Raw genomic sequence first — 13,009 nt, 5'->3', positions numbered from 1 at the left:
AATTAATCATTTGTCATTAAAGGGTTAGTTTAATGTTACTAATGTGTTAATGGGTTAATAGTTCAAATTATTGGTTAATTTTATGGTCTCTTAACCACATCTTAATTCGTTATGAAGAAAAAAGACATTCAAATTTTACTGGTAGATGATGAACCGGATATCCTGGAAATAGTGGGGTATAATTTATCTTCAGAAGGCTATAATGTCATCACTGCAGACAATGGTGCAGATGCCGTTAAGCTGGCCAAGAAAAATAAACCTCATCTTATTATCCTGGACGTTATGATGCCAGAAATGGATGGAATAGAGGCTTGTGAGCAAATAAGAAAGATACCAGACCTGGAAGGAACGATCATTACTTTTTTAACCGCAAGAGGAGAAGATTATTCCCAGATGGCTGGATTCGATGCCGGGGCAGACGATTATATTACCAAGCCAATTAAACCTAAGGTGTTGGTAAGTAAAGTAAAGGCATTGTTAAGAAGATATCGCGATGAAGAAACATCTTCTAGCGTCGTTAAACTTGGCGATATTACCATAAACAGGGAAGAATATAAGATCATCCAGAATGGAGAGGAGATGTCCCTTCCTAGAAAAGAGTTTGAACTTTTATCTTTATTGGCATCCAAACCAGGTAAGGTCTTTACAAGAGAAGATATACTAGATAATGTTTGGGGGAACGATATTGTGGTAGGAGGCAGAACCATAGATGTACACATTAGAAAACTCCGGGAGAAAATTGGTGATGACAGGATCAAAACCATTAAAGGAGTTGGATACAAGTTTGTTGTTTAATGTCGCAAAGTTTTAAACGCTCATATAGATTTGCCTTAAGAACTTCCCTTTATATAAGTGTTTTTCTAACTCTTTTATTGAGCGTATTTATTTTTCTGGACCTGCAAACAATCTGGATCGCATTATTGATTTTTGCTCTCTTATGTTACATTTTTACTTTCCTTATTATTCAATACAGGGTAGAGCGATTCATCTACCGTAGAATTAAAAAGGTCTATGACAATGTTTCGCTTCTGGATTCAAAAACTTTAAGTCCAAGCCAGATCACCACAGACATGTCTTCTCTAACCCGTGAGGTAAAGAAATTTGCTGAAGACAAGAAGCTGGAGATCGAAACATTAAAGGTGAGGGAAGCCTACAGAAAAGAATTCATGGGGAATGTTTCCCATGAGCTTAAGACTCCGCTTTTTACCGTGCAGGGTTATATTCTTACACTTTTGGATGGCGCGCATAAGGATAAGGCTATCCGGAAAAAATATCTTACCAGGGCGAGTAAAGGGGTGGAAAGGTTGATCTACATCGTGAAAGACCTGGATATGATCACCAAACTGGAAACCGGTGATCTGCATTTACGCTACGAGACCTTCGATATAGTAGAATTGATACAGGCTTCTTTTGACCTTCTGGAGATGAAGGCCGCTAAGAAAAATATTACCCTGACTTTCGATATCGAATATGAAGAGCCCATTTACGTGAGGGCAGACCGCGAAAGGATACAACAGGTACTTACCAACCTTATCGTGAACTCCATTAAATATGGTAAAAAAGGAGGAACTACAGAGATAAGTATCGAGAACCTGATCAAAAATAAGGTTATTGTAAGAGTAACCGATAACGGAGAAGGAATCGAAAAGGAAAATATTCCTCGTTTGTTCGAACGTTTTTATAGAGTAGATAAAAGTGGTTCGCGTAAGGAAGGCGGCTCTGGTCTTGGATTATCTATTGTTAAGCATATCCTGGAGGCTCACGAAGAAAAGATATATGTAGAAAGCGTTTTTGGGGTTGGTAGTGAATTTTCATTCACCCTCGAAAAAAGTAAAAAGGTTCCCGAGGAACGTGTGATTCCCGAGATCACTTAGACCTTTGTAGTTTTCAATTTTATCAAGCTTAGATATTCTGAATTCTTCCTGTTTGCAGAATGGAGCAATATTCATTTTTTCCAATCTTTCTGCAATATATTCCTGTTCGTTCTGTCCCGGGGTGGGGATAAAGAACGCCTTCTTTTCCAGTTTTGCCAGGTCCATAATAGTGGTGTAGCCTGAACGGGAAATTATACGTTTACTTGAATTAATGGCTTCTTCCAGTGATTTCCCAAATAAATAATTTTTGATCTCGATATTGGGATTAGTATTATTTTTGCTCTCTTCTGAAATTACTCCACGAATAAATAGAATTTTGAACTTGGAATTTTGAAATTCCTGTAGAAGAATGTTTTCAAGTATACTGCGTTGAGGTTCCGGACCGCTAAGCAAAATGAGGTAATCATAAATAAGGGGAACTTCTCTTTTTTCAAATCTTGACAAGGGACCAATATATTTTACATTTTTAGGTGTCGAGGTAGCATGGCCTAGAATACCGCTTAGATTATTTTCTCCCGAAAAATCCGGGATCCAGCATTCATCAAATTTTTCCATATAGCGCTGCTGGATGAAACTACTCAGGAAAGTGGTGCTCCCGCTTAGTACATTTATCTGATGGGTGATAAAAATATTCGTTTTTAATTGCTCACTTCTAACTCCCCATCGATTATCTGAAATTATTCCTTTTAGATCATACTTCCGGACAAGTTCTTTGGTAAGATCATTTTCCGCTTTAATATTTTTGATGATGCGCGGGCTATCCAGTAATAATTTCCATTTTAGATTACTTCCTTTTTTGGTGTAAGCTATATTATAAGAGGATAACTCTTCAAAAATAGCATCGGGGAATTCCTTTTTTAAGAGCTGTAGCGCCTGCCCGTCTGAAGCAATGACCGGCTCGTATTTACTCTCTCTCAGTTGGTTGATAATGGGGATACACCTGGTCGCATGTCCCAGTCCCCAGTTAAGTGCAGCCACCAATATCCTCTTATTTCGCATTTTACAAATATATTATTATCGGTGGGTGGTCGATTTTCTTTAATTTTGCCAAAATATTAAAATTTAGTGGGAAGTAAGAACAAACTCAAGCGCTTTAGGGAGAACGAGAAATTCGAGAACGTGATCCAACCTTCCAGGGAGGAGCTTACAGATAATCTATTTGAATTAAAGGGCAGATGGAGCAAAGATTTTTTTAAAAACGATCATCCAATCGTCCTGGAGTTAGGTTGTGGTAAAGGTGAATATACCGTGGAACTGGCGCGGCAGAACCCAGATAAGAACTTTATTGGAATAGATATTAAAGGAGCAAGGTTCTGGCGGGGAGCTAAAACCGCGATCGAAGAAGGCCTGGAAAATGTTGCTTTCGTGAGAACCCAGATAGAGCTTATAGAGCATGTTTTTGCAGCCAAAGAAGTTAGTGAGATCTGGATCACTTTCCCAGATCCTCAGATCAAATATAAAAGGACCAAGCATAGATTAACCAATACCGAATTTCTGCAGCGATATAAGAATATCCTGAAAGAGGATGGCACGATGCATCTTAAAACAGATTCAGAATTTATGCATGGTTATACCCTTGGTTTATTGCATGGAGAAGGACATGAGATCCTATATGCACATCATGATATTTATAAGAATGAATATTCTCCAAAAGAAGTGACAGGTATACAGACTTTCTACGAAAAACAGTACCTTGAAAAAGGCAAACCAATTACGTATATTCAATTCAAGATTAAATAAGAATTATTGGAAGAAACAAAACTTTTCCTGATCACATATTTTGCAGCATTTATTGGGGTGGTTCCGCCGGGATTGGTGAACATGACCGTGGCCAAAACTTGTGTTGAAAAAGGGAAAAAGAGCGGATTATTCGTAGCTATAGGTGCGGGGATCGTAATTTTAACCCAGGCTTTTATCGCAGTTTTACTCGCCAAGTATATTTTTGACCATCCTTTTGTGAGAAGAATGATCCTTCGGGCAGGGCTGGTAGTATTTTGTATTCTCGGGGTCTACTTTTTTATAAAAGCAAGGCATAAAAAAGGAGTTAAGCACAACCGGCAGAAGGCTCAGGCACAAAGCCTGTTCAAGGGGATGCTTATCGCGGCTCTCAATGTTTTTCCTATTCCTTATTTCGTGGCTATAGCAGGAGCTATGGATCTTAGCGGAGGAATGGATTATGACTGGTCTTTGATCATTTCCTTTGCCACGGCAGCCTGCCTGGGAAGTTTTACTTCTCTTTACCTTTACGTAGAGCTATTTGATAAAATTGAAAAGAAAGCAGAGTCTTTTGCCAAATACTCCAATTATTTCATGGCTGGTCTTATGCTTGTTCTCATAATCGTGGCTTTAGTTAGAATATTAAACACCTGAAATTGAGTGATAAGTCCGGATTTTTTGAAAGGGTCTATGAAGTCTGCCGAAAAATTCCGGAAGGCAGGGTAACCTCTTATGGTGCCATTGCAAAATATTTAGGTGCTGCCCGAAGTGCACGTATGGTGGGATGGGCCATGAATTCCTCTCATAATTTAGAAGATGTACCCGCGCATAGAGTGGTGAATCGTAAAGGCATACTAACCGGGAAACATCATTTTGGTGGTAGTAATGCCATGCAGCAATTGCTCGAAGCCGAAGGGGTGAAAGTGCAGGATCTGCAGATCATCGATTTTCAGAAATATTTCTGGGATCCCATGAAGGAACTATCCTGATTTCATAAGCCTTCCCCTTTATAATTTCCTCCTATTGCTCTATAAATCTAATATTGCTAAATTCTTCGTATTCTTAGCTTTTCCAACTATATTTGCATTTAGAATCAGTCTATATAAGCCCAAGAATCTGATTAAAATTCATATATGAAATTAGACAGAAAAGAGATTTTAAAAGCCCTGGAAACCATAACTGTAGCAGGTGAAGGAAGTAATATGGTTGAAAGCGGTGCAGTTCAAAACGTAATGACTTTTGGTGATGAAGTAGTGGTAGACCTGGTGCTTAGCACTCCCGCTCTTCACATTAAAAAAAGAGCCGAAGTGGATGTGATGAAAGCTATCCACGAAAAGGTATACGAAAAAGCTAAAATTAAGGTCAACATCAAAATACAGGCTCCCGAGAAAAAGCAGCCCGAAATAAAGGGAAAAGCTATTCCAGGGATCAAGAATATAATTGCGGTAGCTTCAGGTAAGGGTGGAGTAGGAAAATCTACTGTTACCGCAAATCTGGCCGTGACCCTTTCAAAAATGGGATTTAAAGTTGGTATCCTTGATGCCGATATCTATGGTCCTTCTGCTCCTATAATGTTCGACGTTGAAGCTGAAAGACCACTTTCAGTAACCGTGAACGGGAAATCAAAAATGAAGCCGGTTGAAAATTACGGAGTAAAGATCCTTTCTATAGGATTCTTTACCAAGCCCAACCAGGCTGTGGTTTGGAGAGGACCTATGGCAGCAAAAGCGCTGAATCAGATGATCTTTGATGCAGACTGGGGTGAACTGGATTTTATGCTAATAGACCTTCCTCCGGGAACTGGTGATATTCACTTATCTATTATGCAATCACTTCCAATTACTGGATCGGTGATCGTAAGTACTCCGCAGAACGTTGCTTTGGCCGATGCTAAAAAAGGTGTAGCAATGTTCCAGCAGGAAAGTATCAATGTTCCTGTATTAGGTATCGTAGAAAATATGGCCTATTTCACACCAGAGGAACTTCCGGAAAATAAATATTACATTTTTGGTCAGGAGGGAGCGAAGAATCTTGCTGCAGACCTGAAAGTGCCATTTTTAGGAGAGATTCCGTTGGTGCAAAGTTTAAGAGAGTCAGGTGATATAGGAAGACCTGCGGCCCTTCAAACCGCGACTCCTTTAGAAGCTGCTTTCGAAGAGATCACCAGAAATATGGTACAGGAAACCGTAAACCGAAACAAAGATCTGCCTCCAACCGAAGCTATCAAGATCACCACCATGGCTGGATGTAGTGCTGTTAAAAAGAAATAGATGACAAGCGAAGAAGTTAAAATTAATGTTGAAAAGGCATTGGCAGAGATACGTCCGTTTCTTGAAAGCGATGGAGGGAATATATCTTTAGTTTCAATCGAAGACGATCGCCTGGTTAAGGTTCAGCTGGAAGGTGCGTGTGTAGGATGCACGGTTAACCAGATGACCCTTAAAAGTGGCGTGGAGATGACGATCAAGAAATACGTGCCTCAAATCGAACAGGTAGTAAATGTTGAAAGATAAATTTGCTGCCCATTTAATTGAATTCAAACATGATTAAAACCGATATACTTATCATAGGTGCCGGTCCTACGGGTCTTTTTGCCGTTTTTGAGGCCGGTCTGCTTAAGTTGAAGTGTCACCTTATAGATGCTCTTCCACAACCGGGAGGACAGTGTTCTGAGATCTATCCCAAGAAACCCATTTATGATATTCCTGGTTTTCCGGAAGTATTGGCAGGGGATCTTGTGGATAACCTAATGGAACAGATCAAACCTTTTGAACCGGGATTCACTCTTGGAGAGAGGGCAGAAACCATCGATAAGCAGGAAGACGGAAGTTTTATTGTTACTACAAGCAAAGGAACCAAACATCACGCTCCAGTAGTGGTGATCGCCGGTGGGCTTGGTAGTTTTGAACCTAGAAAACCGCCTATTCCTTCTATCAAGGATTATGAAGATAAAGGCGTAGCTTATATTATCCGCGACCCGGAAGTATACCGTGATAAAAAAGTAGTGATCGCTGGTGGAGGAGATTCAGCATTAGACTGGAGTATTTTCCTTGCCGATGTTGCATCAGAAGTATCTTTGGTTCATAGAAGAAAAGATTTCCGTGGAGCTTTGGATTCCGTGGAAAAGGTTGAGGAACTTTCTAAGATAGGGAAGATCAATCTTATTACCGATGCAGAGGTTGTGGATCTGAAAGGCGAAGGTGAACTGGATTCGGTAGTGATTCGACATAAGGATAAAGCAAGGGAAGAAGAGATCAAGGAAACAGATCATTTCATTCCTTTATTCGGACTTTCACCAAAGCTTGGACCTATCGCTAATTGGGGTCTTGAGATTGAAAAGAATGCGATCAAGGTTGATAATGCATATGATTATCAAACGAATATTCCTGGGATCTACGCAATTGGAGACGTGAATACCTATAAAGGTAAGCTGAAGCTTATTCTTTGTGGATTCCATGAGGCAGCGATTATGTGTCAGAGCGCCTATCAGCGTATAAACCCAGATAAGAAATACGTGATGAAGTATACCACGGTAAGTGGGGTTAGCGGCTTCGACGGAAGTAAGAAAGAAGCGAAAAAAGAAGTTGTTAAGAGTATAAATTAGTTTGCGTCAAGCTGTCCCGATGCTTCGGGAGTTTCAGCATCTTTGATTAGATTCTGAAACAAGTTCAGAATGACGATATTTGATAAAAAAGAAAATGTCTGACGTTAAGATCACTATAATAGACCGCGAAGGAGAGGCCCACCGGGTAGATGCTCCAACAGATATGAATATGAACCTTATGGAAGTGATCCGTTCTTATGAACTGGCTCCGGAAGGAACCATAGGTATTTGTGGAGGGATGGCCATGTGCGCTTCCTGCCAGTGCTATATTTTGAATTTTGAGCATATGCTTCCAGAAAAGAGTTACGAGGAAGAAGATATGTTGGACCAGGCGTTTTTCGTGGAAGATAATAGCAGGCTTAGTTGCCAGATCCCTATCACCGAAGGCCTGGATGGCCTGGAGGTACGTATCGCTCCTGCTTCGGAATAAATTCTAAAATGTTATAGAAATCTTAAAATAAATTTTATTTTAGCCGGCCACGTTAAAGTAAAATAATGAGATTATTTAGTAAAATTGCCATTCTTTCTGTAATGTTAATTTATGGATGTTCTGAGGAAGAGCTTGGAGAATCCCCTAATCAACTACCAGAACCCGAAATACAGATTTCAAAAGGTAAGTTTATAGATTCTGAAGTTCAGGGATTGAAATATTCTACCCCTACTCAAAATGGAGTCACGAATTCTTCCGGAGAGTTTGAATACTTACCTAGTGAAAGCGTCACTTTTAAAGTTGGAAATATTGTTTTAGGAACTGCCGAAGGTAAATCAATAATAACACCTTTAGAGATAGCCTCTACTCCTAATGCAAACCTTGAATCTCCTGAGGTTAAAAATATAAGTGCGTTTTTGCAAACCTTAGATGCTGATAAAAATCCTTCGAATGGAATTTCAATTAGTCAGGACGCAGTTGCTTTCCTACCTGAAAATCAAATCGATTTTAATTCTAATATTATTGAAACTTTAGGGAATTTCGTTCTGGAAGTGAATAAGAATACTTTGGCAGATATAGAGGTTGTGTTGCCTGAAGAAGCTGCTGTACATTTAGCAAAAACCTTGGGAGAACCTTATACTCGCCAAGGTTTAGATTCAGGTCCTTTTTTTAATATTATTGAAAGATGGGAAACCGATTCTAGAAATGTGACCTGGATTCACATTTATGATGAGCAAGGTCGTATAACAGAATCAAACGCTTACGAAAAATATCCATCGAGGCATATTTTAAAACATGAATATCTGCAATACAACTCTGTTGGCTATCCAATACATTATACTTCAAATCATATTAAACAAGATGGGAGCGATGGTTTTCTTAGCTATTTTTATCTGGAGTATGGAGAAGATGCAGAAATTAAATCTCTGAAGTATAGCCCGAGTCCTAATAGTACCTACTTCTATGGATGGAAAATTGAAGAAGTTGATGAGAAGAATCAAGTGTTGAAAACATCAATTTTTGAAGAAGGTGGTCAAGGAGTTTCAAATAGTATAATTGAATATGGATATTTTGATAATGGTAAGAAGAAATATGAGCAAATTTCTGATTTGGATTCTACAGAACCAAGGTCTAGGACTGAATGGACTTACGAGGATTTTGGGGAAATGCATACTTGGAAACAATATTTTGGGGAAAATTTAAATTCTGAAAGAATTAGAGAATATACCTATAGAGATGATTATACTCTTGAAAAACAGATAATCGTTGAAAATTCTGAACAAAATCCAGATTCAAAAGAAATAATTTTGTACAACGATTTGGAATGGGTTATTCGTCATGAAAAATATCGATCTGAATTTCTATATGAATTGATTGAAACGGACTATGAAGCGGCTTTAACAAAAGCAACCTATTTCAATCAACAAGATGGCTCGTATTATATTAAATATCGAGATCATGAAGAAGGACTATATAAAACCGAATATTATGATTCAGATGGAAATTTAATTTCTACCGAAGAACATTAAATAAAAAACCTGAACTTAAGAGTTCAGGTTTTTTATTTTTAATAGTGATTGCAACCAAATTGGTGCAATTTTATTAAGCATATTCCAGTTCTGGCTTGGCTTCAATTTCAGCTTCAATGCCATCCCAGAGTTCCAGCCTGCTTTTTAATGACTTTTCAGCGGTATCTTTTACTTCCTGCCATTTTCTCTCATCATTTCCGCAAAGGTCTTCCACCATTTTAAAGGCCATCGGGCCATGCTCATCACCATCAAGCTCGATATGCCTGTCAAAATAGTATTTAAAAAGGCTCAGATCGTCCTCAGGGAAGTTCTTCTGCACTTTCTCTATTATGGACGAGAACATGTCTGGAATTAGTCCTTCCCTGCCAAAGGTGAAGGCAGAGGCGATCTTGTGAGGTTCCCGGCTATATACCACCTCAAAAGTATTTTTCAGGAACTGCTTGATGCTAATAGGTAATTTACTGGTCGCGATGATCAAAAATATATCGGTGCCATGAGTGACCTGCATCAATAATTCTTCTACTTTCTTCCGGTTTGCTCCTGCAGCATCCATCGCATCCAGGTACATTTCAAAATGACTTTGTCTCTTACCATGAATGTTGATATCGGTCTCCTCAGCCAGAACGATCTCATTGATGAGGTATCGTATTTCCGGGTCTCCCACCGGCAGCCACGGATTGGTGGTTTTGGTAAGGATCTCCTGAAGCGCGGTAAGCAGGGACATAAAATCCCATACCGCGTAAACATGATGCTCCATAAAGATCTGGAGCTGCTCCGGGGTATTTATCTTTTTATATAAGGGATGATTTATTAACTGGTTGGTTAGAGGTTCTAAACTTTCGTTTATCTCTTTGATCATATTTATTGCATATTTATTGCAAAGGTAAAAGCTGAGGTGCTATTTAGAAAATCTTAGCGGGTTTTTATAGCTTGTTTAACTCAGTAACTCAGGCTTTTGAGTTAAATTAAATATATGGCCCTAAAAATTATCAATAGTATAAATGTGATCGTATTCTATTCAAATAAATCTAAGGATTATTTGAGGGTGGAAGGAGTTTCTGCTAAAAAGCCTAAACCCTTGAAAAAAGAATGCTGTGAAAAATATAAAAAGGGCAAGCGTTGTAAACGTTGCCCTTGTTTTGATCTGTTATAATTTCCTCGTATGTCATCCCGACCAGAGGGAGGGATCTCTATTGCATTTTACTAGAGATTTCTCATTTCGCTACGCTTCTTTTAAATAAGAATTACGTCATGCTGAACTCGTTTCAGCATCTTTAGATTTAGACACTGAAACTAGTTCAGTGTGACGGTTTTTTTAAAAAGCAGCGTGCCCAGTAATATCAAGTCCGGTTATTAGTAAATGAATATCGTGAGTACCTTCATAAGTGATTACGCTTTCAAGGTTCATCATATGCCTCATGATGCTGTATTCACCGGTAATTCCCATTCCGCCAAGAATCTGTCTTGCTTCCCTGGCGATCTTGATAGCCATTTCCACGTTATTCCTTTTTGCCATAGAGATCTGCGCAGAAGTTGCTTTGCCTTCATTTCTTAAGGTTCCAAGTCTCCAGGCCATCAGTTGAGCTTTAGTGATCTCTGTGATCATCTCGGCCAATTTTTTCTGCTGAAGCTGTTTTGCAGCAATCGGCACACCAAATTGCTCTCGTTCCTTAGCATATCTTAGGGCAGTATCATAACAATCCATCGCTGCTCCAATAGCTCCCCAGGCGATGCCATATCTTGCTGAATCCAGGCATCCAAGAGGCGCACCCAATCCTGTTTTGTTTGGCATCAGGTTTTCCTTTGGTACTTTTACATTGTCAAATATCAGTTCTCCGGTCGCGCTTGCACGAAGTGACCATTTGTTGTGAGTTTCCGGAGTGGTGAAACCTTCCATTCCTCTTTCCACGATCAAACCGTGGATCCTTCCTTCTTCATTCTTAGCCCAGACGATAGCAATATCAGCAAAAGGTGAATTCGAGATCCACATTTTCGCTCCATTTAGCAAATAGTGATCGCCTTTATCTTTAAAATTGGTAGTCATTCCACCAGGATTAGAACCATGGTCTGGCTCGGTCAATCCAAAGCAACCGATCATTTCTCCGGATGCCAATTTCGGAAGGAATTTCTTTTTCTGCTCCTCTGTTCCGTATTTGAAAATTGGATACATCACCAGTGAAGATTGAACGGAAGCAGTAGAACGGATTCCGCTATCCCCACGTTCAATTTCCTGCATGATCAATCCGTAGGAGATCTGGTCCAGGCCTGCTCCGCCGTACTCCTCTGGAATATATGGTCCAAAAGCTCCAATTTCAGCAAGTCCGTTAATGAGCTGTTTTGGAAATTCAGCTTTTTGAGCTGCTTCTTCAATGATCGGGGAAACTTCACGCTTTACAAACTCGCGTGTGGCGTCGCGCACCATTTTATGTTCGTCGCTAAGGAGGTCGTCAAGATTGTAATAATCAGGAGCCTGAAAAAGATCTGGTTTCATTTGTGTCGTGTTTCCAACAAATGTAACCAAGTCTTTTATGAGAAGCAATCTTTTTATTCCTTCGATTTTAACGTCATGCTGAACTCGTTTCGACATCCTTTAGAGACCCTGAAACTCCCGAAGCATCGGGAAAGGGTGATGAAACGCTAGTGGTTAAGGGTGGTTTGTTATAGAAAGGATTGCTTTTTCTTTTTTCCATTGATGAAAAAATGCATTCCTCTCCCTTCGGTCGTCGGATGCATGCAAAATCTGCGCTTCATTTTTTTATTCATCCTTCACTGCTTGAATCCTAAAAGAAATGAACTCAGCCTTATAAAATCGGCCTCAAAAAGCAATTCTTTTTTACGGATTTTTCGCCGATGGGTCCCGAAGTCCAAAATGAGGACAAAATATTATTGAAGTGTTCGTCATGCTGAACTTGTTTCAGCATCTTTTAGAGACCCTGAAACAGGTTCAGGGTGACGAAACTCGTCGATTTATAATTTCAAATAAAAATCTTTAACCAGAGCTTTGAATTCTTCGGTATAATTATGTCTCGAAATTTCTAAAATGAGTTCGTCGATTTCTGGTGCTGTATTCTGAAAACCAAAACTGATGAGGCTTCTTTTAATTGGGGAATCTTCAGTGCCTTTGACCCTCGTTATCTTAAGTGGAAAAAGCATGTGATCTGCTGCAATTTCAAGAGCGTTTTGTTCTTCTGTAAACGGAATGATAATATCAAAATGGCCTTTTTTGGAAAGTAGGAGGGAAGCTCCTTCGATCAATTCAGTAAGCGGAAGGGAATCAGCAAAACGCGCCTTATCCCTGTTTTCATTTCCGGTCTTGTAATCTTCAGAGTAAAAAGGAGGATTAGAGATGATCAGGTCATATTCCTCTTCATCCTGCATTTCCTCAACAAATTCATCGAAGCCTGCGTGGTAGCAGAATAGTCGGTCGCCCCAGTCACTTTTTTCAAAATTCTCCACAGCCTGCTCGTAAGCATTCTCTTCAATTTCAAGCGCGTCGATCAATTCAGCATCAGATCTCTGAGCCAGCATTAATGCAATAAGCCCTGTTCCTGAGCCAATATCCAGGATACTGTTTGGTTGATGTTCCAGGGAAGACCAGGCTCCAAGAAGCACACCGTCTGTGCCGATTTTCATCGCGCAACGATCTTGGTCTATACTGAATTGTTTAAATTTGAAGGGTTTTTGAGACATTTTGTAAAAGTATGAATTATGCATTGATTGTCATTGCGAACGTAGTGAAGCAATCTCATGAGACTGCTTCGCATTGCTCGCAGTGACGTTTCTACTAAGAGATTTCTTAGTTACTTCGCTTTCTCGAAATGACAGCACTTGTGATCCTGAATTTGGTTCAGAATCT

The 13,009-nt window shown here is 39.5% G+C and carries 14 protein-coding genes; 10 read left to right on the top strand and 4 right to left on the bottom strand.

Annotated elements, in window-relative coordinates; translation table 11 throughout:
- The first annotated feature begins 111 nt into the window (after positions 1 to 111).
- Together C8P64_RS02615 and C8P64_RS02610 are read left to right on the top strand one after the other, a co-directional pair.
- Positions 112 to 795, top strand: a complete 684-nt coding sequence (locus C8P64_RS02615) for a response regulator transcription factor (RefSeq protein WP_108170496.1) — start codon at positions 112 to 114, stop codon at positions 793 to 795.
- A complete protein-coding gene (locus C8P64_RS02610) occupies positions 795 to 1,874 on the top strand; it encodes a sensor histidine kinase (RefSeq protein ID WP_108170495.1) in 1,080 nt (359 codons plus the stop codon). Before C8P64_RS02615 ends, C8P64_RS02610 begins: the two co-directional genes overlap by 1 nt.
- On the opposite strand, the gene C8P64_RS02605 is transcribed toward C8P64_RS02610, so the two are convergent.
- Complete coding sequence (locus C8P64_RS02605) at positions 1,812 to 2,873, bottom strand: glycosyltransferase (protein ID WP_108170494.1); 1,062 nt, start codon at positions 2,871 to 2,873, stop codon at positions 1,812 to 1,814. The genes C8P64_RS02610 and C8P64_RS02605 overlap by 63 nt on opposite strands.
- A 66-nt stretch (positions 2,874 to 2,939) precedes the next feature.
- Between C8P64_RS02605 and trmB the strand changes: the two genes are divergently transcribed.
- The 8 genes from trmB to C8P64_RS02565 all read left to right on the top strand — a co-directional run bounded on the left by trmB (position 2,940) and on the right by C8P64_RS02565 (position 9,153).
- Entirely contained in the window at positions 2,940 to 3,614 is a 675-nt protein-coding gene (trmB, locus tag C8P64_RS02600; RefSeq protein WP_108170493.1) for a tRNA (guanosine(46)-N7)-methyltransferase TrmB, read from the top strand.
- Positions 3,615 to 3,620: 6 nt separating this feature from the next.
- A complete protein-coding gene (locus tag C8P64_RS02595) occupies positions 3,621 to 4,244 on the top strand; it encodes a LysE family translocator (RefSeq protein WP_108170492.1) in 624 nt (207 codons plus the stop codon).
- A 2-nt stretch (positions 4,245 to 4,246) separates the two neighbouring features.
- Entirely contained in the window at positions 4,247 to 4,579 is a 333-nt protein-coding gene (locus C8P64_RS02590) for an MGMT family protein (protein ID WP_108170491.1), read from the top strand.
- 144 nt (positions 4,580 to 4,723) lie between these two features.
- Complete coding sequence (locus C8P64_RS02585) at positions 4,724 to 5,860, top strand: Mrp/NBP35 family ATP-binding protein (RefSeq protein WP_108170490.1); 1,137 nt, start codon at positions 4,724 to 4,726, stop codon at positions 5,858 to 5,860.
- Entirely contained in the window at positions 5,861 to 6,103 is a 243-nt protein-coding gene (locus C8P64_RS02580; protein WP_108170489.1) for a NifU family protein, read from the top strand.
- 29 nt (positions 6,104 to 6,132) lie between these two features.
- The gene (locus tag C8P64_RS02575; protein ID WP_108170488.1) at positions 6,133 to 7,194 is read left to right on the top strand and encodes an NAD(P)/FAD-dependent oxidoreductase; all 1,062 of its coding nucleotides are present in this window, start codon (positions 6,133 to 6,135) and stop codon (positions 7,192 to 7,194) included.
- Positions 7,195 to 7,288: 94 nt separating this feature from the next.
- Positions 7,289 to 7,624: a 2Fe-2S iron-sulfur cluster-binding protein gene (locus C8P64_RS02570; protein ID WP_108170487.1), complete on the top strand. Its 336-nt coding sequence runs from the start codon at positions 7,289 to 7,291 to the stop codon at positions 7,622 to 7,624.
- 65 nt (positions 7,625 to 7,689) lie between these two features.
- The gene (locus C8P64_RS02565; protein ID WP_108170486.1) at positions 7,690 to 9,153 is read left to right on the top strand and encodes a hypothetical protein; all 1,464 of its coding nucleotides are present in this window, start codon (positions 7,690 to 7,692) and stop codon (positions 9,151 to 9,153) included.
- A gap of 73 nt (positions 9,154 to 9,226) precedes the next feature.
- Here C8P64_RS02565 and C8P64_RS02560 read toward each other — a convergent pair whose 3' ends face one another.
- From C8P64_RS02560 to C8P64_RS02545, 3 genes are all read right to left on the bottom strand, one after another.
- The gene (locus C8P64_RS02560; protein WP_211307583.1) at positions 9,227 to 10,012 is read right to left on the bottom strand and encodes a DUF3050 domain-containing protein; all 786 of its coding nucleotides are present in this window, start codon (positions 10,010 to 10,012) and stop codon (positions 9,227 to 9,229) included.
- Positions 10,013 to 10,468: 456 nt separating this feature from the next.
- Complete coding sequence (locus C8P64_RS02550) at positions 10,469 to 11,644, bottom strand: acyl-CoA dehydrogenase family protein (RefSeq protein WP_108170483.1); 1,176 nt, start codon at positions 11,642 to 11,644, stop codon at positions 10,469 to 10,471.
- Between the two features lie 476 nt (positions 11,645 to 12,120).
- Positions 12,121 to 12,843, bottom strand: coding sequence for a tRNA1(Val) (adenine(37)-N6)-methyltransferase (locus C8P64_RS02545; protein ID WP_108170482.1), 723 nt, complete (start codon positions 12,841 to 12,843; stop codon positions 12,121 to 12,123).
- Between the last annotated feature and the right edge of the window lie 166 nt (positions 12,844 to 13,009).

Source organism: Christiangramia gaetbulicola, assembly GCF_003054225.1.
Taxonomy (GTDB): Bacteria; Bacteroidota; Bacteroidia; order Flavobacteriales; family Flavobacteriaceae; genus Christiangramia; species Christiangramia gaetbulicola.
This window is presented reverse-complemented; position numbering and strand designations above follow the sequence as displayed.

Bases quoted from the DNA above. Each gene is read 5' to 3' on its own strand.
- C8P64_RS02615 (WP_108170496.1), top strand. From the start codon at position 112: ATGAAGAAAAAAGACATTCAAATTTTACTGGTAGATGATGAACCGGAT.
- C8P64_RS02610 (WP_108170495.1), top strand. From the start codon at position 795: ATGTCGCAAAGTTTTAAACGCTCATATAGATTTGCCTTAAGAACTTCC.
- C8P64_RS02605 (WP_108170494.1), bottom strand. From the start codon at position 2,873: ATGCGAAATAAGAGGATATTGGTGGCTGCACTTAACTGGGGACTGGGA.
- C8P64_RS02585 (WP_108170490.1), top strand. From the start codon at position 4,724: ATGAAATTAGACAGAAAAGAGATTTTAAAAGCCCTGGAAACCATAACT.
- C8P64_RS02580 (WP_108170489.1), top strand. From the start codon at position 5,861: ATGACAAGCGAAGAAGTTAAAATTAATGTTGAAAAGGCATTGGCAGAG.
- C8P64_RS02575 (WP_108170488.1), top strand. From the start codon at position 6,133: ATGATTAAAACCGATATACTTATCATAGGTGCCGGTCCTACGGGTCTT.
- C8P64_RS02570 (WP_108170487.1), top strand. From the start codon at position 7,289: ATGTCTGACGTTAAGATCACTATAATAGACCGCGAAGGAGAGGCCCAC.
- C8P64_RS02565 (WP_108170486.1), top strand. From the start codon at position 7,690: ATGAGATTATTTAGTAAAATTGCCATTCTTTCTGTAATGTTAATTTAT.
- C8P64_RS02560 (WP_211307583.1), bottom strand. From the start codon at position 10,012: ATGATCAAAGAGATAAACGAAAGTTTAGAACCTCTAACCAACCAGTTA.
- C8P64_RS02550 (WP_108170483.1), bottom strand. From the start codon at position 11,644: ATGAAACCAGATCTTTTTCAGGCTCCTGATTATTACAATCTTGACGAC.
- C8P64_RS02545 (WP_108170482.1), bottom strand. From the start codon at position 12,843: ATGTCTCAAAAACCCTTCAAATTTAAACAATTCAGTATAGACCAAGAT.